Here is an 18313-nt window from a genome sequence, read left to right as displayed (position 1 = left end):
TTTCCACTCACCTCAGCACACATCTGGAGAAAGAATATGATCGTAGGCGTCTTGAAGGAAATCAAATCACAGGAGAACCGGGTCTGCATGACACCGGCCGGCGTGGAAGTCATGAGACAGCACGGGCATACCGTATTGGTGGAAAAAGCGGCAGGCGTCGGCAGCGGCTTCAGCGACGCGGACTACGAGGCCGCCGGGGCAAAGATCGTCGCCGCGCCTGCGGACATCTACGGCCGGTCCGACATGGTCATGCACGTCAAGGAGCCCCAGCCTTCCGAATACGATCAGGTCCGCCCCGGGCAGATCGTCTTCACCTATTTCCACTTCGCGGCCGACGAAAAGCTGACCCGCGAGTTCATGCAGACCGGCTCCGTGGCCATCGCCTACGAGACGGTCACCGGCCCGAACGGCGTCGGCCTGCCGCTGTTGACCCCCATGAGCGAGGTCGCCGGACGCATGGCCGCCCAGGAAGCCGCCAAGTACAACGAGCGCGTCCACGGCGGCCGTGGCATCCTGCTGGGCGGCGTGACCGGCGTGGCCCCGGCCAACGTGCTGGTCCTCGGCGGCGGCATCGTCGGCACCAACGCGGCCATGATGGCCGCCGGCCTGGGCGCCCGCGTCCACATCCTGGACATGAACCTCGACCGCCTGCGCTACCTCTCGGAGATCATGCCCAAGAACGTCACGCCGCTGATGAGTTCCCCGGCCAAGATCCGCGAACTGGCCAAGGAGGCCGACGCGGTCATCGGCGCGGTCCTCGTGGTCGGCGCCAAGGCGCCCAAGCTCGTGACCCGCGAGATGTTCAAGGACATGAAGCCGGGCTGCGTGCTCGTGGACGTGGCCATCGACCAGGGCGGCTGCTTCGAGACATCGAAGCCCACCACGCACACGGACCCGATCTACGAGGTGGACGGCATCATCCATTACTGCGTGGCCAACATGCCCGGCGCCGTGCCCATCACCTCGACCATGGCCCTGACCAACGCCACCCTGCCCTACGCCCTGCAGATCGCGGACAAGGGCTGGCAGGCCGCCTGCAAGGAAAACCCGGGGCTCAAGAACGGCCTGAACATGGTCGGCGACAAGATCACCTTCAAGGGCGTGGCCGACGCCTTCGGCCTGCCCTATACGCCGGCCGAATCCTGCCTCTAAACCCCAAGAGAGTGTGCCACTCCCTCCATTGGGCCGTCTCCGCTCTGGAGACGGCCCGGTGCATGATGCGTGTCGCAGCCATGCCGAAATTGCACTCGCTGGCCCCCGAGTTTCCGGATGCCGTTGCCCAGTCCAACGTTGCGCACTCCAAATCGCCCCTCGCCATCCGTGCCGCCCTGCGTGTACGCTGCAAACATGACAACACCGTCCTCTATCACCCTCGGTTTCACCGTCTTCCGCCTCGAAACGGCGTCCTTCGCCGCCCGGGCCATGGGCGGCCATGACCTGATCGTTCTCGAGGAGCCGCGCACGCCCGGCTTCGAGGAGATGCTTAGCGGCGAGCTTCCCATCGACGAATATCTGATGCTCACGGACTTCGAATTCCCGGAATACGCCGCGGCTCAGTGCCGCACCCTGCAAGACCTGCACGCCCGGGGCGCGACCGTCATGCAGGTGCACCCGTGGATGGACGAACTCGCGGGCATCCACGAGTTCTTCGCCGCAGGCAACGGGCCTGGCGATATACCACGTGGAGGCAGGCCGTGGGCCGTGTACGCCCGGGAACGGGACTGGAGCGCGAAACTGCTGGCTTTCTACAAGGCGGCGGGGAGAAAGGATTTCGATATCATTCTGACAGCCGTGAACGACTTCGCCATGGCAGACGCCGCGAAGATTTCCGACATGGACAGGGACCGCGCGGCAGCCCTGGCGAACCTCCTGCCCGCCCACGGCCGGGCCTACGTCGAGTGCGGAGCCATCCATCACGACATGGTCGGGCTCATGATCCAGGCCGTGGGGCATGGGCGGGTCCGAACGGTCCATCTCATTGAGGAGGTCTGCCTGACCCGCTACGGCCGGCGCCGCCTCATCCCGCCTGGGGACCTGCTGACCTTCCGCCACCTGCTCGGCGCGCCGCGCGACCCCGACCAGGAGCACCTTCTGGCCGCCCGGGCGGTGGTCTACAACCGGCTCATGGAAAAGGACGAGAGCTTCGAGTCCGCCTCGCCCTTCCCGCACATGGACGCCGAGGCCGTGGTCCTGCAAATCGTCGGCGGTCTGGGCACGGAGCAATGCCGGGAACTCTTCGGCCGCATCCGGCATCTTTCCGTGCGCGAAAGCCTGAAGCTGACACTGGGAAAGATGAGCTAGACGGTCAGCCGTCTCATGCGCCGAAGGCCGCGGACAACGCCGCAAAAACCCCGACTCTGAGCGCACCGACCTCCGCGTCCCCGTACTCGCACCCCGGCACGACCCTCCCCCAGACCACGCCGGGCCAATACGGGTCGCTCCGCCTGCGGCCGATGACGTGAAAATGGAACTGCGGCACGAGGTTGCCGATGGCGGCGATGTTGACCTTGTCGCAAGCCAGTTCCGCCTTGAGCATGGATGAGATGGCCGCAGACGCCCCCGCGAGGCGTTCGCGCAGGGCCGGCGGCAGTTCGTGCCATTCCGTGGCATCTGTTTCGGGCACCAGGATGAGCCAGCGCACGTGCGCGTCGCGGTGCAGCAGGACGTGGATGTCCCGCCAACGGCCAAGGGCATGGCAGTCAGAGGCCAGAGTGGGATGGAGGGTGAAATCGTTCATCGGCGCACGCTACGGCAGGCCGCGCCGAGCCGCAAGCGCCCCGCAGTGACGGCCTGCAGACTCTGTATGTCCCTGAACGGCATCATACAATTTTGCGTGCGCGCACTCATTCCCAATAAGGCTAAAAAGACAGGCACTTTACAGTACTCATTATCCGGTGCTACTCGCAGTCCTTGGCGTCATCTTTTCACTCATTCACGTACGGAGGTATCGGAGCATGCGCATCTGGACACTTTGCCTTTTGCTGCTGATCACAGCCATGGCCCCCGCGGCCTTTGCCGCGGACAAGGACACGCTCGTCGTGGCCGTGTCCTCGGACATCCACACCCTGGACCCCGGCGTGTCGAGCGACAACTACGACTGGCGGCAGATCTACCCCTGCTACGACCGGCTGGTGAAGTACAAGGTCAAGGACGGCGTCGGCCTGACCGAGGTCGAGCCCATGGCCGCAGAGTCATGGGCCGTGTCCGCCGACGGGCTGAAATGGACCTTCAAGATCCGCAAGGGCATCACGTTTGACGACGGCTCCCCTCTGAACGCCGAAGCCGTGCGCTACTCCTTCGACCGCACCATCGCCATCGGCAAGGGCCCGGCCGACAACCTGACGGCCATCGCCTCCATGGCCGTGGTCGACGACTACACCCTCGAAATCACGCTGAAAAACCCCTACGGCCCATTCCTGCAGACCCTGGCCACCGACGGCGCGTCCATCATCAACCCCAAGGTCGCGGACAGGGCCGTGAACGACGACAAGGCCCAGGCCTTCCTGGCCGAGAACGTCGACGGCAGCGGCCCCTTCAAGATCGTGGAGTGGACGCGCGGCCAGCGCTGCGTGCTCGAAGCCAAGCCGAACTACTGGGGCGACAAGCCCAAGCTCAAGAAAGTCATCATCCGCTTCATGACCGAGTCCGCCGACCGCCGCATGGCCCTGGAGCAGGGCGACGTGGACATCGCCGAGAACATCCTCATCGACCAGATCCCAGCCCTGGAAAAGAACACGAACGTCGTCGTCAAGCGCTTCCCCTCGCAAATGGTCGAGTACGTCTACGTCAACTGCCAGAACGAGAAGCTGAAAAACCCGGCCGTGCGCCAGGCCCTGTCCTACGCCGTGGACTACCAGGGCATCATCGACCACGTCCTGCAGGGCAACGGCGTGCAGATGCGCGGCCCCATCCCCGACGGCATGTGGGGACACCGCAAGGACGTCTTCCAGTACACCAAGGACGTGGCCAAGGCCAAGGAACTGCTCAAGGCCGCCGGCGCCGAGAACCTGGAACTGACGCTGATCTACTCCGAACGCCGCGCAACCTGGGAGCAGATCGCCCTGGTCATGCAGGCCAACCTGGCCGAGATCGGCGTGAAGCTGAACCTGGAACTCATGGCCAACCCGACCCTGCGCGACAAGATCGACAAGGGAGACTTCGAGCTGTGCCTGGGCGCCTGGAGCCCGGACTTCGCCGACCCCTACATGTTCATGAACTTCTGGTTCGATTCGGCCAAGGCGGGCCTGCCCGGCAACCGCAGCTTCTACAAAAACGACAAGGTTGACGAACTGGTCCGCAAGGCCGAAGTGTCGTCCGTGGTCGAGGAACGCAAGAAGCTCTACGGCGAGGCCCAGGACATCATCATGCAGGACGCGCCCTACATCTTCCTGTACCAGATCCAGACCATCGTGCCCCTACGCGCCAATGTGCAGGGCTACGTGTTCAACCCCATGCTCGAATCCATGTACAACTTCGAGGCCATCTCGAAGAAATAGCATCCTTCCCCGGCCGGGCCCAGCGCCCGGCCGGGACACCGTGAACCGCATGCGCATACTCGCCTACATCATCAAGCGCGTCCTGGCCGCCATCCCGGTGCTCGTCGGGGTGAGCATCCTGACGTTTCTGATCTCCCACGCCATCCCTGGGGACCCGGCCCGCATCATCGTCGGGCCCAAGGCCAGCAAGGAGGCCGTGGAGGCCATCCGCAAGGAGCACGGCCTGGACCGCCCCCTGCCCGTGCAGTACGTGCGCTACATGACGGGCCTCGTCCAAGGCGATCTGGGGCAGTCCATCCGCAACCACCGCCCCGTGACCAAGGACCTGGCCGACTTCTTCCCGGCCACGCTGGAACTGACCCTGGCCAGCCTCGTCCTCTGCCTGGCCGTGGGCATCCCGCTGGGAATCCTGGCAGCCGTGCGGCGCAACCGCCTGGCCGACCATGTCGCACGCGTCTTTTCGGTCATCGGCGTATCCACCCCGGTCTTCTGGCTGGGGCTCATGCTGCTCCTGCTCTTCTACCGCAACCTGGGCTGGCTGCCGGGTTCGGGACGCCTGGACATCACCAGTTCGCCGCCGGCCGCCGTGACCGGGCTTTATGTCATCGACGCCGTCCTGACGCGGGACTGGGCCCTGCTGAAGGAAGTGCTGAGCCACCTGATCCTGCCGGCCTTCTGCCTGTCGTACGTGTATCTGGCGGTCATCACGCGCATCGTGCGCTCGTCCATGATCGCGGTCCTGGGCCAGGACTACATCACCACGGCCAGGGCCAATGGCCTGTCCACGGCCAGGGTCGTGTTCAAGCACGCATTCAAAAACTCGCTCATCCCCACGGTGACCATCGCCGGCCTGTCCCTGGGCGAACTCCTCGGCGGGGCCATCCTGACGGAGACCATCTTCGCCTGGCCCGGCATGGGCAAGTACGTGGTGGACTCCATCAACTCACTCGATTTCCCGGCCATCATGGGCTTCACCCTGCTGGCCAGCACGGCCTACGTGGCCATCAACCTCGGGGTGGACGTGCTCTACGCATTCCTCAACCCGCGCATCCGCTACTAGGGGACGAGCGTGGCCGCACACCCGTTTTTCCGTGAGCTTCGGCTCACCCTGAAGATCCTGTCGCGCAACCCCTCGGCCGTCATGGGCGGCGTCGTCATAGCGGCCATGGTCCTTCTGGCCGTGGGCGCGCCGCTCCTGGCCCCGCACGACCCGGTCAAGCTGTCCCTGGGCGAACGCCTCATGGCGCCCGGCGCGGCCCACCTTTTCGGCACCGACGAACTCGGCCGCGACATCTTCTCGCGCGTACTCTTCGGGGCGCGCATCTCCCTGTCCATCGGCCTGCTGGTCATCACCGTGGCCGGGGTCACGGGGGCGCTCATCGGCGCGACGTCGGGCTATTTTGGGGGGAAGATCGACAACGTCATCATGCGGCTCATGGACGTCATCCTGTCCTTCCCGTCGCTGATCCTGGCCCTGGCCCTGGCCGCGGCCATGGGGCCTAGCCTGGTCAACGCCATCCTGGCCACGGCCTTCGTCATGATCCCCAAGTTCGCGCGCCTGGTGCGCGGCGAAGCCCTGGTCGTGCGCGAACTGCCGTACGTGGCCGCCAGCCGCGTGGCCGGGGCCGGGCATGGCTTCATCATCCGCCGCCACATCCTGCCCAACTGCCTGAACTCGGCCATCGTCCTGGCCACCCTGACGCTGGGCGACGCCATCCTCATCGCCGCGTCCCTGTCCTTCATCGGCCTGGGCGCCCAGCCCCCGACCCCGGAGTGGGGGGCCATGATCGCCTCGGGCCGCAAGTTTCTCATGGACCAGTGGTGGTATGCGACCTTCCCGGGCCTTTTCATCCTCTTCACGGTCATCGGCTTCAACATCTTCGGCGACGCCCTGCGCGACGTCCTGGACCCGAGGATCAGGCGATGAGCGCCCCGCTGCTCGACATCCGCGACCTCTCGGTCAGCTTCGACACCTATCAGGGCCGGGCGCACGTCCTGGACAAGGCGTCCCTGACCGTGAACCAGGGCGAGATCATGGGCTTGGTGGGCGAATCCGGCTGCGGCAAGTCCGTGCTCTCGCGCTCGGTCCTGCGCATCATCCCCACCCCGCCCGGAAGCATCGACGGCGGCCAAATCCTCTTCGAGGGCCGCGACCTGCTGCGGCTGCCCCAGGGCGAGATGCGCAGGCTGCGCGGCGAACGCATCTCCATGATCTTTCAGGAGCCCATGAACAGCCTCAACCCCGTCTTCACCGTGGGCAACCAGATGCGCGAAGTCGTCCGAGCCCACCGCAGCGCGAGCCGGGCCGAGGCCACGGACGCCTGCCTGGAGATGCTCGACGCCGTGCGACTGCCCGAACCCCGCTCCGTGCTGCGGGCCTTTCCCCACGAGCTTTCGGGGGGCATGCGCCAGCGCGTGATGATCGCCATGGCGCTGATATGCAACCCCGCCCTGCTCCTGGCCGACGAGCCGACCACGGCCCTGGACGTGACGGTGCAGGGGCAGATTCTGGCCATTCTGAACGAACTGGCGCAGCGCCACGGCCTTTCGATCCTCTTCGTGACCCACGACATGGGCGTGGTCGCCCAACTCTGCCACCGCGTGGCCGTCATGTACGCCGGACAGGTGGTCGAGGTCGCCGATGTGGGCAGCATCTTCGCCCGTCCGGCCCACCCGTACACTCAGGGGCTCATCGCCTCCATTCCGGGCAGGTCCTCGGGCGGCGAACTCTACGCCATCCCTGGCAGCGTGCCGAGCCCCATGGACCCGCCGCCGGGCTGCCGCTTCCGTCCCCGCTGCCCGCACGCCAAGAGCGGCGGGTGCAGCGACGTGGCCCCGGAGATGGTCCGCGTGGCCCCGGACCACAGCGTGGCCTGCCATCTTTTCACGCCTGGGGGGCTGCCATGAGCGACGAACTGCTCCGCGTGCAGGATCTGTGCAAGGCCTTCCCCATGGGCGGCGGGTTCCTGGAAGGCAGGAAACGTTGGCTCAAAGCCGTGGACCGGGTGTCCCTGCATCTGGACCGGGGGGAAACCCTGGGACTGGTGGGCGAGTCTGGCAGTGGCAAGAGCACCGTGGGCAACCTCATCCTGCGCCTGTTGGACGCTGACAGCGGCTCCGTCCATTTTGAGGGCGTCGACGTGACGCGTCTCACGGGCGCGGAACTGACTCGCGCCAGGACGCGCATGCAGGTCGTCTTCCAGGACCCGCAGAGCTCCCTGGACCCGCGCATGACCGTGGGGACCATCGTCTCCCTGCCGCTCAAAATCCTCGGGCTGGCCAGGGGCGGCGAACTGCGCGAACGCGCCGCGGCCAGCCTGGCCGAGGTCGGCATGGGGCCCGAATGTCTGGACCGCTACCCCCACGAGTTCTCGGGCGGCCAGCGCCAGCGTATCGGCCTGGCCCGCGCCCTGGTGGCCGACCCGGCCTTCGTGGTCATGGACGAGCCGACCAGCGCCCTGGACGTCTCGGTCCAGGCCCAGATCCTCAATCTCATGGCCGACCTGCAGGCCAGGCGCGGCCACGCCTATCTGTTCATCTCCCACGACCTGACCGTGGTCCGGCACGTCAGCCGGCGCATCGCGGTCATGTACCTGGGCGCCATCGTCGAGACCGCGCCCACGGAAAAACTTTTCGAGACCCCGGCCCACCCCTACACGCGGGCCCTGCTGGCCTCGGTCCCCGTGCCCGACCCGGCGCAGCGCCGCGACCTGGCCCGCCTGACGGGCGACGTGCCGAGCCCTGTGGACCTGCCGCAAGGCTGCCGCTTCCACCCCCGCTGCCCCGAGGCCATGCCGCACTGCGCGAGCATGGAGCCGCCGCGGGTCGTCCTCGGTCCCGGGCACGAGGTCGTCTGTCACCTTCACAACCGAAAATAGGAACGAACCATGAAAATCTACATCAGCGCGGATATCGAAGGCGTGGGCTGCGTGGCCCGCCACGAGCACTCCCGCGTGGACGGCCGGGAATACCCCCTGGCCCGGCGCCTGATGACGAACGAGGTCAACGCGGCCATCCGCGGCGTTTTCGCGGCCGGGGCCACGGAGGTCACCGTGTCCGACTCCCACAACGTGGGCCTCAATCTCCTGCCCGAGGAACTCGACGAGCGCGCCCGCCTGGTCATGGGCTCGCCACGGCCCCTGTCCATGATGCACGGCATCGATGGGACCTTCGCCGCGGCCATGTTCGTGGGCTACCACGCCATGGGCGGAACCATGAACGCGAGCATCGTGCACACCTTCACCGGAAGGCTGCAGGAGGTGCGCCTGAACGGGGTCAAGATCGGGGAGATCGGGCTGAACGCCGCCCTGGCCGGGCACTTCGGCGTGCCCGTGACCTTCGTGGCCGGCGACCTGGCCGCCTGCCGCGAGGCCGAAGCGCTGCTGCCCGGCGTGCGCACCCTGGCCATCAAGGAGGCCATCGGCGCCTACGCCGCGGTCTGCGAGCACCCGGCCCGGATCTGCCGGGCCATCGAAACCGCGGCCAGGGAGGCCCTGGAGAACCCGCCCAAGGTCGAGCCGTTCATTCTGAAGGGGGACGTGGAGCTGACCGTGCGCTGCACCACGGCCTCGGGCGCCGACCGCGCCGGCATGATCCCGCGCACCAGGCGCCTGGACGACCTCACGGTCAGCTATGTCGGCGCAGACGTGGTCGAGGCCTTCCAGGCCTTCAACACCATGAGCTGCCTGGTGGAACTGGTGCCGTTCATCTGAGAAACGCGGCGCGATAATCACGCTTGACGTTAATCATGCGACACGTCATTATTGCGCCGTGATCATATCCTTCAAATGCGACCTCACCGAAAGGCTGTCACACGGCCTCAATTGTCGTCGATTCTCGAATATCGCTGCGGTCGCACGGCGCAAGATTCGCCAGCTTGAAATCGCGGGCCGCCTGGAGGATCTGCGGATACCGCCCGGCAATCGCCTGGAAGCCCTCAAAGGCGACCGAGCAGGACAGCACAGCATCCGCATCAACGGCCAGTGGCGGATCTGCTTCCGTTGGACCGATGCGGGAGCGGAAGACGTGGAAATAGTGGACTACCACTAACGGAGCGAAAAATGACCCAGTTAGCACCCATCACTCCCGGCGAAATTCTCTTGGAAGAATTCCTGAAGCCCATGGGCGTGAGCCAGTACCGTCTGGCCAAAGAGATCAACGTGCCCGCGCAACGCATCAGCGAGATCGTGGCGGGGCGGCGCGCCATCACGGCGGACACCGACCTGCGCATGTGCCGTTTCTTCGGCCTCTCCAAGGGCTATTGGCTCCGCGCCCAGGCCGCGCATGACACCGAAATCGCGGAACGCGCCCTCAAGGCCGAATTGCAGAAAATCAAGCCCTGGTCAGGCGCGGCGGCCTGATTCCAGCGCGCTACATCAGTTTTTCCTCACAGCGCCCTCAATCGCCGATTACGGCAGTCCGAACGGCAGATACCCCTCCGCCATCCTGTCCTTGAGCCCCACACCGCTCAGCCCCAGTCTGAAGGCCTCTTCCACGAGATAACCGAGCTTGCGCACGCCCTCGACCACGCAAAGCCCCCCTTCGCGCACGTTGGAGATGCAGTTGCGCGCCTCGTCCGTGACGCCCACGCGCGGGTTCATGGTCAGGTAGACGCCCATGGAGTTGGGCGAGGACAGGCCGGGGCGTTCGCCGATGAGGATGACCGACAGCCGGGCCCGCAGGATTTCGCCGATCTCGTCGGCCACGGCCACCCGCGCGTTCTCCACCAGACAGACCGGCGAGACGGTCAGCCCGGCCTGCCCGAACATGGACGCGCAGGCCAAAACAAAGGCCTCGGCGTTCTCGTGGATGGCCCGAGCCGAAAGGCCGTCGCCCACGGCCAGGCAGATGTCGAAGCCCTTCTCCAGTCCTTGCAGCGCGTTCACGGACCTCTCGCTCAGACGCCGCCCCTTGTCCGGACGGGTCAGGTATTCCTCCCGGCCGGCCACGCAGGATTCCAGTTCGACGCAGGCGAGGCCGCCCGCGCGCAGGCGGCCGGCCAGCTCGGACCGGCGAAATGGCGCGTGCACCGCGTCCCGCGCCCGCGCGTGATCCAGCTTGAAGGCCAGGCTCTCCGCCAGGGGCAGGCTCGACCCGCTGCGGCCCACGGCGATGCGGGCCGCGGTGAAGCGCCGCAGTTCGCCCCAGGGGTCCCGGCTGACCGTGACGGGCGCATCGGTCCCTTTCTTCATGATTCCCCCCTTACGCCGTCCGGCAGACCCAGCAGTCGGTTGCCCTTTTCGATGGGCTTAAGCCGCCCGCTCCCGTCCATCACCCCCGACGACTCCAGCCAGGCCGCGAACTCCGGCGCGGGCCTGCGGCCGAGGAGTTTTCGCAGGTAGGCCGCGTCGTGAAAGGAGGTGGACTGGTAGTTGAGCATGATGTCGTCGGCACCGGGCACGCCCATGACGAAGGTGCAGCACGCCGCGCCCAGCAGGGTCAGCAGCGCGTCCATGTCGTCCTGGTCGGCCTCGGCGTGGTTGGTGTAACAGACGTCCACGCCCATGGGCAGGCCCAGGAGCTTGCCGCAGAAATGGTCCTCCAGCCCGGCGCGGGCGATCTGCTTGCCGTTCAGCAGGTACTCGGGCCCGATGAACCCGACCACCGTGTTGACCAGCAGCGGCTCGAACCTGCGGGCCACGGCGTAGGCCCTGGCCTCCAGGGTCTGCTGATCCACGCCGTGGTGCGCCCCGGCCGAGAGGGCACTGCCCTGGCCGGTCTCGAAATACATGATGTTGTCGCCCACCGTGCCGCGCGACAGGGACCGGGTCGCTTCGAGAGCCTCCTGCAGCAGGGACAGGGACACGCCGAAGCTCGCGTTGGCTCCTTGCGTCCCGGCGATGGACTGGAAGCACAGGTCCACAGGCGCGCCGGCCTCGACGGCCTCCATGGTCGTGGTCACGTGGGTCAGCACGCAGCTCTGGGTCGGGATGGCGTATTTGGAAATGAGCCCGTCCAGCATGTCCAGGATGCGGCGGATGTTGTCCAGGCTGTCCGTGGCCGGGTTGACGCCGATGACCGCGTCGCCGCAGCCGTAGCACAGCCCGTCCAGGGTCGAGGCGGCGATGCCCCGCAGATCGTCGGTCGGGTGGTTGGGCTGCAACCGGACCGAGAAGGTGCCGGGCAGCCCGATGGTGTTGCGAAAGCGGGTCGTGACCCGGCACTTGGAGGCCACCAGAACCAGATCCTGCAGGCGCATGAGCTTGGACACGGCCGCGGCCATCTCCGGTGTCACGCCGGGGGCAAGACGGACCAGAACCTCGCCGTCGACCGCGTCGGTCAGCAGCCAGTCGCGGAACTCACCCACGGTCAGGCTGCGGACCGGGGCGAAGGCGTCCTTGTCATGCGTGTCGATGATGAGCCGGGTGACTTCGTCGTCCTCGTAGGGGACGACGTGCTCCTCCAGGAACCGCGCCAGCGGCACGCCCGCCAGCTCCATCTGCGCCAGCACGCGCTCCTCTTCCGTGGCGGCCGCAACCCCGGCCAGGAAGTCGCCCGAACGCAGGGACGAAGCCTTGGCCAGCAACTCCTTCAGGGTCCGATGCGCGCGGCTCATGACCGGTCTCCCGCCAATCCGATTGTCGCCCCTTGCGGCGCCGCAAGGAGCGCCTTGGCCTTGCGGATCCTGTCGTAGGAGGCCTCGATGCGCTCGCGCGTCAGCCGCCCGCTGTCCACGCCGCGGACCAGAATGTCGACGGCCTTGGGCACGACGTCCGGGTCGTAGTCCAGGTTGTTGCCGAAAACCAGGATGTCCACCCCGGCCTCCACAGCTCGCAGCACGGCTTCCTCCAACCCGTAATGCGCCGTGATTGCCCGCATCTGCATGTCGTCGGAGACGATGACGCCCGTGAAAGCCAGACGCTCGCGCAGGAGCCCCGTCAGCACGGCGGGAGACAGCGTGGCCGGGTGGTCCGCGTCGAAGCGCCCCAGGAAAAGATGCCCGCACATGATGAGAGGACTGGCCCCAAGCGGGATCAGCCGCTCGTAGGGGATCAGTTCCGCGGGGCTCCAGGTCCGCGAGATGTCCGTCAGTCCGAGGTGGGAGTCGACCATAGCGCTGCCGTGCCCCGGAAAATGCTTGAGGCAGGGCAGGACGCCTTGGGACAGGAGGCCCCGGCTGAACGCCCCGGCATGGGCCGCGACGGTTTCCGGGGCCGCGGAAAAACTGCGCTCCAGGGCCCCGATGGCCGGGCTGGCCGGGTTCACGTCCACGTCGGCCACGGGCGCGAAATCGAGGTTGATGCCCAGACCCGCCAGCAGCCGCCCGGTGCGTTCGCCCTCCTGCCGCGTCTCATCCGGCGCCCCCTGCCCCATGGCCCTGGCCGACGGGCTAAACGGGAAGCCCGCCTCTTCGCGCAGGCGGCGCACCCTGCCGCCTTCCTGATCCACAGCGATGAAGAGCGGGGTCCGGGCCGCTGCCTGCAGCGCGGCGGTCAGGGCGCGGACCTGTGCAGGGCTTTGGATGTTGCGCCCGGCCGTCTTCAGCTGCACGTCGCGGTTGAAAAGAATGACTCCGCCCAGGTCGTGCTGACGGATGTCCCGCAGGATGGGGGCGTCGTCGGCCAGCTCCGCGCCCCGGAAACCGACCAGCAGCATCTGGCCGAGCATTGCACGAAGTTCGGGACGCCCCCCGCCGGCGGCGAGGGCGGAGGTCTGCAGAACAAAGACGACGACTGCGCAAAGGACAATTCTGATCATGAGTTTCCCCGGGTTGGGCTGTTCGGAAGGGGCGGGAAAACCCCGCTGCCGTTTCTCTCCGTTACGTGCCCGAACCCGTCCCATGCAAGAGGCGGCTCCGGAGTCATCCGGGAAGGCCGAATTTTTCATTTGAGTCATCTCCCGAGACAGCTTTTTTACAAATTGAGTCAAGCATCAGGCCATCTTGCCCCTGTCCCCGCTTCGCCCGGCGCTCCTGGTTCACCGCCCGGGGCGCCCCGACCGCCAATGAACGCAATGCCAATACCCTTTTTTTATGGACAAAATTGGTCCAATTGGGCATCAGCCTTATGACGCAAAGCCCGGTCCGCCACGCAGATGGGCCGCACGTTCCGCGCCCCGCGACTGCAGGCGCCGGCTGGCACGCTTGCTGCTTTTCAGACCCGGCCCATTGTATCAACCATGAAACGAGAGGAACCCATGAAACGCACCCTGCTTCTGGTCATGCTCGGCGTGACCCTTCTCCTCGGCTCCACGGCCATGGCCGCCAAGATCAAGGTCGCCGGCATCTACACCCAGCCCATCCAGCAGAAATGGGACGCGACCCTGCACAAGGCGCTCCTGAAGGCCCAGGAGGCTGGAGAGATAGACTACGTCTGGAGCGAAAAGGTCTCCAACACCGACTACATCCGCGTCCTGCGCGAATACTCCGAAGCAGGCGTGCAACTCGTCGTCGGCGAGGCCTTCGGCATCTCCCGCGACGTGCGCAAGGTGGCCAAGGACTACCCGAACGTGGCCTATCTCATGGGCGACACATTCGGGCCCGATGGCACGAACCTGGCCGTGTTCGACAATTATATCCACGAGCCCTGCTACCTCATGGGCATGATCGCCGGGGCCATGACCAAGACGAACAAGATCGGCATGGTCGGCGGCTACCCCATCGGCGAGGTCAACCGTCTCTTCAACGCCTTCATGGCCGGCGCCAAGGCGATCAACCCGGCCGTGCAGTTCAAGGTGTCCTTCATCGGCTCCTGGTATGATCCGCCGAAAGCCAAGGAATTCGCCTACGCCCAGGTCGAGGCCGGCGTGGACGTGCTCTATGCCGAGCGCTCCGGCGTGGTCGACGCGGCGCGCGAGAAGGGCATCATCGCCTTCGGCAACGTCAACGACATGAACAAGCAGGAAAACGGCAAGGACGTGGTCGTGACCTCGGCCCTGTGGCACATGGAATCGGCCCTGAACCACGCCATCGAACGGGTCAAGGCCGGCACCTTCGCCGCCGAGGACTATCGCGAGTGGACCATGATGGCCAAGGGCGGCGCGTCCCTGGCCCCCTTCTACGAGTTCGAGGACAAGATCCCGGCAGACGTCAAGGTCAAGGTCGCCGAGGCCGAAGCCGCCATCAAGGCCGGCAAGCTGGTCGTCGAGATCAACGACAACGAACCCAAATCCACCTTCTGATCCCAAGGGGCCGGCACACTCCGGCCCCTTTTTTTCACCATGTCCAACACACCCGTGCTGCGGCTTCGCGGCATCACCAAGCATTTCGGCCCCCTCGCGGCCAACGACGACATCTCCCTGACCCTGGACGCCGGCGAGATGCTGGCCCTGCTGGGCGAAAACGGGGCGGGCAAGACCACGCTCATGTCCATCCTCTTCGGCCACTACGTCGCAGACGCGGGAACGGTGGAAGTGCAGGGCAGCCCCCTGCCGCCGGGTTCACCCAGGGCAGCGCTCGCGGCCGGAGTGGGTATGGTCCACCAGCATTTCACCCTGGCCGGGAACATGACCGTGCTCGAGAACATCATGCTCGGCACCGAGCCCCTGTGGGGGTTCCGGCGCAACTCGGCCCGCGCTCTGGCCAAGCTGGGCTCGCTCATGGAACGCTTCCGTCTGCACGTGAACCCGCACGCGATGGTGCGCGGCCTGTCCGTGGGCGAACGGCAGCGCGTCGAAATCCTCAAGGTCCTGTACCGCGACGCTCGCATCCTCATCCTCGACGAGCCCACGGCCGTGCTCACCCCCCAGGAGAGCGACCACCTCTTCGCCACCCTGCGCGAACTGGTCAGCCAGGGCCTGTCCGTCATCTTCATCACCCACAAGCTGCGCGAGGTCATGGCCGCCAGCGACCGCTGCGTGGTCCTGCGCCACGGCCGCGTGGTGCTGGAAACGTCGACCAAAGCCACCTCCGCCGAAGACCTGGCCAAGGCCATGGTCGGCGCCAACATCCCCCAGGCCACGCGCATCCCGCACCCGCCCGGCGAGGAGGTCCTCGTGCTGGACCGCGTCCGCACCGGCTGCCCGGATCGCGGAGTTGATCTCGACGAACTGACCCTTTCGGTGCGCGCCCACGAAATCCTCGGCATCGCCGGCGTGTCCGGCAACGGCCAGGCCCTGCTGGCGGACCTGCTGTCCGGCCTCGTCGCTCCGACCGGCGGCCATGTCGTCCTGCGCGGCCAGACCGTGACGCGCCTCACCCCGGCGGCCATGATCCGCGCAGGCGTCGGCCGCGTGCCGGACGACCGCACCGGCACGGGGCTGGTGGCGGACATGACGGTCATGGAGAACCTGTCCACGGAAATCTACCGCCTGCCCGGCTTTTCCCGGCGCGGCATGCTCAACTTCAAGGCCCTGGCCTCCCGCGCCGCGCAGCTCATGGACGTCTTCGACATCCGCTGCGCAGGACCGGACGCGCCGGTGCGCAAACTCTCGGGCGGCAACATGCAGAAGCTCATCCTGGCCCGCGTCCTGTCCCAGGGCCCGCACCTGATCCTGGCCAACCAGCCGACCTGGGGCCTCGACGTCGGGGCCACGGCCGCCGTGCACCAGCACCTCCTGGACGCGGCCCGGCGCGGGGCCGGAGTGGTCCTCATCTCCGAGGACCTGGACGAGCTCTTCCAGCTTTCGGACCGCATCCAGGTCATGTACCAGGGCCACCTGTCCGCGCCCGAGGACACGGCCACCGTGGACCGGGCCCGGCTCGGCCTGATGATGAGCGGTCAGACTTTCGACCACCGAGGTGCGGCATGAGGCTCGAACCGCGCGAATCCGTGGCCTTCGGCTGGCAGGTCGGCGCGCCGCTGTTGGCCGTCGTCGCCGCCATGGCGATCTGCTCCGGGCTCATCCTCTGGGCCGGAGCCTCGCCCCTCTCGGCCTGGGGCCTGCTCCTCAAGGGCGCCCTGGGCTCGACCTTCGCCCTGACCGAGACCCTGACCCGCGCCACGCCGCTGATCTTCACCGGCCTGGCCGCGGCCGTGGCCTTCCGGGCCAAACTCTGGAACATCGGTGGTGAAGGCCAGTTCTACGTCGGGGCCTGCATGGCCACCTGGCTCGGCACCGGCATGATCGACCTGCCCGCGTGGCTCATGATCCCCTTCCTCTTCCTGACCGGCGCCCTGGCCGGAGGGCTCTTCCTGCTCATCCCGACCTGGCTCAAGACGCGGCTCAAGGCCGACGAGGTGGTCACCACCCTGCTCCTCAACTTCGTGGTCCTGCTGGTCGTCAACTGGCTGGTCTTCGGCCCCTGGAAGGACCCCATGGCCATGGGCTGGCCCCAGGCCGCGCCCGTCGTCAACAGCGCCATGCTGCCCGTGCTCGTGCCCAAGTCGAGCCTGCACCTGGGCTTCGTCCTGGCCCTGGCCTGCGCCATCCTCATCTGGTGGATGATGCGATTCACGGTCTGGGGTTTCGAGATCCGCGCAGTCGGTGCAAGCCTGAAAGCCAGCACCTTCGCCGGGATGCCCGTAGGGGCCACCATCATCCGCACCGCGCTCCTGAGCGGCGGCCTCGCTGCCATGGCCGGGGTCAGCGAACTGTGCGGCGTCAAAGGCTACCTGACCCTCGATCTGTCCCCCGGCTTCGGCTATTCCGGCATCGTCGTGGCCATGCTGGCCGCCCTGCACCCCCTGGGCGTGGTCCTCTCGGCCGCCTTCATCGCGATCATCTACATCGGGGCCGACTCCATGAGCCGCGCCATCGCCATCTCCAACTACATCGCCGACGTGACCACGGCCGTGAGCCTGCTCACGGTCCTTTTGGCCATGTTCCTGACCCGCTACCGCATCCGCTGGAGATAACATGGACATCCTCTCCCTCGTCTTCGAAACCGGGTTCTGGCTGGCCACCGTTCGCATGGCCACCCCGCTCATCTTCGGCACCATGGGCGAACTGATCTGCGAGCGGGCCGGGGTCCTGAACCTCGGCATCGAGGGCATTATGGCCGCGGGCTGCATGTCCGGCTGGACCTGGGTCTACCTCGGCGGCACCCTCTGGGGCGGCGTGCTCTTCGCCGCCTGCGTCGGTGCGGCCCTCGGGCTCCTGCACGCCGTCTTCACCGTGCATCTGGGTCTGTCCCAGCACGTCACGGGCCTGGGCATCACCATGCTCGGCGCAAGCCTCAGCTCCTTCGCCTTCCGCATGATCCTGCCGCAGGTCACCACGCCGCCCAAGATCGTCCCCTTCGCGCCGCTGGACATCCCCGTGCTCTCCACCCTGCCCTTCATCGGCCCGGTCCTCTTCAGCCAGACCGCCCTCACGCTCACGGCCTTCATCCTCGTCGCCGTCACCGCCTACGTCCTGCTGCGCACCCCCCTGGGCCTGGCCCTGCGCATGGTCGGCGAAAACCCGCTGGCCGCCGAGGCCCAAGGCCTCTCGGTCCTGGCCTTACGCACCGGCGCGGTCATGGCCGGTTCCGCACTCATGGCCGTGGGCGGCGCGTTCCTGACGCTCGCCGCCTTCGACGCCTTCTACATCGGCATGGTCAACGGACGCGGCTGGATCTGCATCGCGCTTGTCGTCTTCTCCTCCTGGAAACCCGGCAAGGCGCTCCTCGGCACGCTCCTCTTCGCCGCCTTCGACGCCATCCAGATGCGCGTCCAACAGCAATCCATCTCCGCCATCCCATACCAATTCTACCTCATGCTCCCCTACCTCTGCTCCATCCTGGCCCTCATCGCCATGTCCCGCAAAGCCGCCTACCCCAAGGCCTTGCTGGTTCCCTTCCGTAAAGGGGAGCGGTAGAGGGGGGAAGAGACGCGGGGCGCTGCCCCGCACCCCGCAAGGGGCGCGCCCCTTGACCCTGTCAGGGGTGCAGGGGGATAATCCCCCTGCCCGCCGGAGGCTCTTTTTCTCGAAATATCGCGCCGGTTGAATGCGGGGCT

Annotated in this window: 18 protein-coding genes; 14 read left to right on the top strand and 4 right to left on the bottom strand. The window is 66.7% G+C overall.

The window, feature by feature from the left end:
• Positions 1 to 36 precede the first annotated feature (36 nt).
• Positions 37 to 1152, top strand: coding sequence for an alanine dehydrogenase (gene ald, locus ACYQ3G_RS06970; RefSeq protein ID WP_459824102.1), 1116 nt, complete (start codon positions 37 to 39; stop codon positions 1150 to 1152).
• Between the two features lie 195 nt (positions 1153 to 1347).
• Positions 1348 to 2301, top strand: a complete 954-nt coding sequence (locus ACYQ3G_RS06965; protein WP_459824099.1) for a hypothetical protein — start codon at positions 1348 to 1350, stop codon at positions 2299 to 2301.
• A gap of 13 nt (positions 2302 to 2314) precedes the next feature.
• On the opposite strand, the gene ACYQ3G_RS06960 is transcribed toward ACYQ3G_RS06965, so the two are convergent.
• The gene (locus ACYQ3G_RS06960) at positions 2315 to 2737 is read right to left on the bottom strand and encodes an HIT family protein (protein WP_459824096.1); all 423 of its coding nucleotides are present in this window, start codon (positions 2735 to 2737) and stop codon (positions 2315 to 2317) included.
• A gap of 217 nt (positions 2738 to 2954) precedes the next feature.
• Here ACYQ3G_RS06960 and ACYQ3G_RS06955 point away from each other — a divergent pair, with 217 nt between their 5' ends.
• Genes ACYQ3G_RS06955 through ACYQ3G_RS06920 form a run of 8 tightly spaced genes read left to right on the top strand, consistent with a single transcriptional unit; the run spans position 2955 to position 9856 of the window.
• The gene (locus tag ACYQ3G_RS06955) at positions 2955 to 4496 is read left to right on the top strand and encodes an ABC transporter substrate-binding protein (protein ID WP_459824093.1); all 1542 of its coding nucleotides are present in this window, start codon (positions 2955 to 2957) and stop codon (positions 4494 to 4496) included.
• A 49-nt stretch (positions 4497 to 4545) separates the two neighbouring features.
• Positions 4546 to 5556, top strand: coding sequence for an ABC transporter permease (locus ACYQ3G_RS06950; protein WP_459824090.1), 1011 nt, complete (start codon positions 4546 to 4548; stop codon positions 5554 to 5556).
• Between the two features lie 9 nt (positions 5557 to 5565).
• Positions 5566 to 6423 carry an ABC transporter permease gene (locus ACYQ3G_RS06945; protein ID WP_459824087.1) on the top strand — a complete coding sequence of 286 codons (858 nt, stop codon included), beginning with the start codon at positions 5566 to 5568 and terminating at the stop codon, positions 6421 to 6423.
• Positions 6420 to 7403, top strand: coding sequence for an ABC transporter ATP-binding protein (locus ACYQ3G_RS06940; RefSeq protein WP_459824085.1), 984 nt, complete (start codon positions 6420 to 6422; stop codon positions 7401 to 7403). Before ACYQ3G_RS06945 ends, ACYQ3G_RS06940 begins: the two co-directional genes overlap by 4 nt.
• Positions 7400 to 8374 (top strand): ABC transporter ATP-binding protein, encoded by a 975-nt coding sequence (locus ACYQ3G_RS06935; RefSeq protein ID WP_459824083.1) that lies wholly within the window; start codon positions 7400 to 7402, stop codon positions 8372 to 8374. The genes ACYQ3G_RS06940 and ACYQ3G_RS06935 overlap by 4 nt, the downstream gene beginning before the upstream one ends.
• A gap of 9 nt (positions 8375 to 8383) precedes the next feature.
• The gene (locus ACYQ3G_RS06930; RefSeq protein WP_459824080.1) at positions 8384 to 9208 is read left to right on the top strand and encodes a M55 family metallopeptidase; all 825 of its coding nucleotides are present in this window, start codon (positions 8384 to 8386) and stop codon (positions 9206 to 9208) included.
• Positions 9209 to 9266: 58 nt separating this feature from the next.
• On the top strand, positions 9267 to 9545 hold the full coding sequence (locus tag ACYQ3G_RS06925; RefSeq protein WP_084435601.1) for a type II toxin-antitoxin system RelE/ParE family toxin: 279 nt from the start codon (positions 9267 to 9269) through the stop codon (positions 9543 to 9545).
• A gap of 11 nt (positions 9546 to 9556) precedes the next feature.
• Positions 9557 to 9856 carry a HigA family addiction module antitoxin gene (locus ACYQ3G_RS06920; RefSeq protein WP_459824077.1) on the top strand — a complete coding sequence of 100 codons (300 nt, stop codon included), beginning with the start codon at positions 9557 to 9559 and terminating at the stop codon, positions 9854 to 9856.
• A gap of 48 nt (positions 9857 to 9904) precedes the next feature.
• Here the strand turns inward: ACYQ3G_RS06920 and eutC are convergent, their stop codons facing one another.
• Genes eutC through ACYQ3G_RS06905 form a run of 3 tightly spaced genes read right to left on the bottom strand, consistent with a single transcriptional unit; the run spans position 9905 to position 13193 of the window.
• Positions 9905 to 10687 carry an ethanolamine ammonia-lyase subunit EutC gene (gene eutC, locus ACYQ3G_RS06915; RefSeq protein WP_459824074.1) on the bottom strand — a complete coding sequence of 261 codons (783 nt, stop codon included), beginning with the start codon at positions 10685 to 10687 and terminating at the stop codon, positions 9905 to 9907.
• Complete coding sequence (locus ACYQ3G_RS06910; protein ID WP_459824071.1) at positions 10684 to 12051, bottom strand: ethanolamine ammonia-lyase subunit EutB; 1368 nt, start codon at positions 12049 to 12051, stop codon at positions 10684 to 10686. The genes eutC and ACYQ3G_RS06910 overlap by 4 nt, the downstream gene beginning before the upstream one ends.
• Entirely contained in the window at positions 12048 to 13193 is a 1146-nt protein-coding gene (locus tag ACYQ3G_RS06905; protein ID WP_459824068.1) for a glycoside hydrolase family 3 N-terminal domain-containing protein, read from the bottom strand. The genes ACYQ3G_RS06910 and ACYQ3G_RS06905 overlap by 4 nt, the downstream gene beginning before the upstream one ends.
• Positions 13194 to 13631: 438 nt before the next feature.
• Between ACYQ3G_RS06905 and ACYQ3G_RS06900 the strand changes: the two genes are divergently transcribed.
• From ACYQ3G_RS06900 to ACYQ3G_RS06885, 4 genes are read left to right on the top strand one after another with little or no spacing between them, the layout of a single operon-like run.
• Complete coding sequence (locus ACYQ3G_RS06900; RefSeq protein WP_459824065.1) at positions 13632 to 14615, top strand: BMP family protein; 984 nt, start codon at positions 13632 to 13634, stop codon at positions 14613 to 14615.
• Positions 14616 to 14654: 39 nt separating this feature from the next.
• Positions 14655 to 16184, top strand: coding sequence for an ABC transporter ATP-binding protein (locus ACYQ3G_RS06895; RefSeq protein ID WP_459824062.1), 1530 nt, complete (start codon positions 14655 to 14657; stop codon positions 16182 to 16184).
• Complete coding sequence (locus tag ACYQ3G_RS06890; protein ID WP_459824059.1) at positions 16181 to 17230, top strand: ABC transporter permease; 1050 nt, start codon at positions 16181 to 16183, stop codon at positions 17228 to 17230. The genes ACYQ3G_RS06895 and ACYQ3G_RS06890 overlap by 4 nt, the downstream gene beginning before the upstream one ends.
• A 1-nt stretch (position 17231) precedes the next feature.
• Positions 17232 to 18173: an ABC transporter permease gene (locus ACYQ3G_RS06885; protein WP_459824057.1), complete on the top strand. Its 942-nt coding sequence runs from the start codon at positions 17232 to 17234 to the stop codon at positions 18171 to 18173.
• Positions 18174 to 18313 lie beyond the last annotated feature (140 nt).

It is taken from the genome of Desulfomicrobium salsuginis (assembly GCF_054657795.1).
Note: the sequence above shows the minus strand (reverse complement) of the source record. Positions and strands in the feature narration are given on the sequence as shown.

Coding starts and splice junctions, on each gene's coding strand:
- ACYQ3G_RS06905 (WP_459824068.1), bottom strand. CDS start 13,193: ATGATCAGAATTGTCCTTTGCGCAGTCGTCGTCTTTGTTCTGCAGACC.
- eutC (WP_459824074.1), bottom strand. CDS start 10,687: ATGAAGAAAGGGACCGATGCGCCCGTCACGGTCAGCCGGGACCCCTGG.
- ACYQ3G_RS06885 (WP_459824057.1), top strand. CDS start 17,232: ATGGACATCCTCTCCCTCGTCTTCGAAACCGGGTTCTGGCTGGCCACC.
- ACYQ3G_RS06910 (WP_459824071.1), bottom strand. CDS start 12,051: ATGAGCCGCGCGCATCGGACCCTGAAGGAGTTGCTGGCCAAGGCTTCG.
- ACYQ3G_RS06940 (WP_459824085.1), top strand. CDS start 6,420: ATGAGCGCCCCGCTGCTCGACATCCGCGACCTCTCGGTCAGCTTCGAC.
- ACYQ3G_RS06950 (WP_459824090.1), top strand. CDS start 4,546: ATGCGCATACTCGCCTACATCATCAAGCGCGTCCTGGCCGCCATCCCG.
- ACYQ3G_RS06960 (WP_459824096.1), bottom strand. CDS start 2,737: ATGAACGATTTCACCCTCCATCCCACTCTGGCCTCTGACTGCCATGCC.
- ACYQ3G_RS06920 (WP_459824077.1), top strand. CDS start 9,557: ATGACCCAGTTAGCACCCATCACTCCCGGCGAAATTCTCTTGGAAGAA.
- ACYQ3G_RS06890 (WP_459824059.1), top strand. CDS start 16,181: ATGAGGCTCGAACCGCGCGAATCCGTGGCCTTCGGCTGGCAGGTCGGC.
- ACYQ3G_RS06900 (WP_459824065.1), top strand. CDS start 13,632: ATGAAACGCACCCTGCTTCTGGTCATGCTCGGCGTGACCCTTCTCCTC.
- ACYQ3G_RS06935 (WP_459824083.1), top strand. CDS start 7,400: ATGAGCGACGAACTGCTCCGCGTGCAGGATCTGTGCAAGGCCTTCCCC.
- ACYQ3G_RS06965 (WP_459824099.1), top strand. CDS start 1,348: ATGACAACACCGTCCTCTATCACCCTCGGTTTCACCGTCTTCCGCCTC.
- ald (WP_459824102.1), top strand. CDS start 37: ATGATCGTAGGCGTCTTGAAGGAAATCAAATCACAGGAGAACCGGGTC.
- ACYQ3G_RS06895 (WP_459824062.1), top strand. CDS start 14,655: ATGTCCAACACACCCGTGCTGCGGCTTCGCGGCATCACCAAGCATTTC.
- ACYQ3G_RS06955 (WP_459824093.1), top strand. CDS start 2,955: ATGCGCATCTGGACACTTTGCCTTTTGCTGCTGATCACAGCCATGGCC.
- ACYQ3G_RS06930 (WP_459824080.1), top strand. CDS start 8,384: ATGAAAATCTACATCAGCGCGGATATCGAAGGCGTGGGCTGCGTGGCC.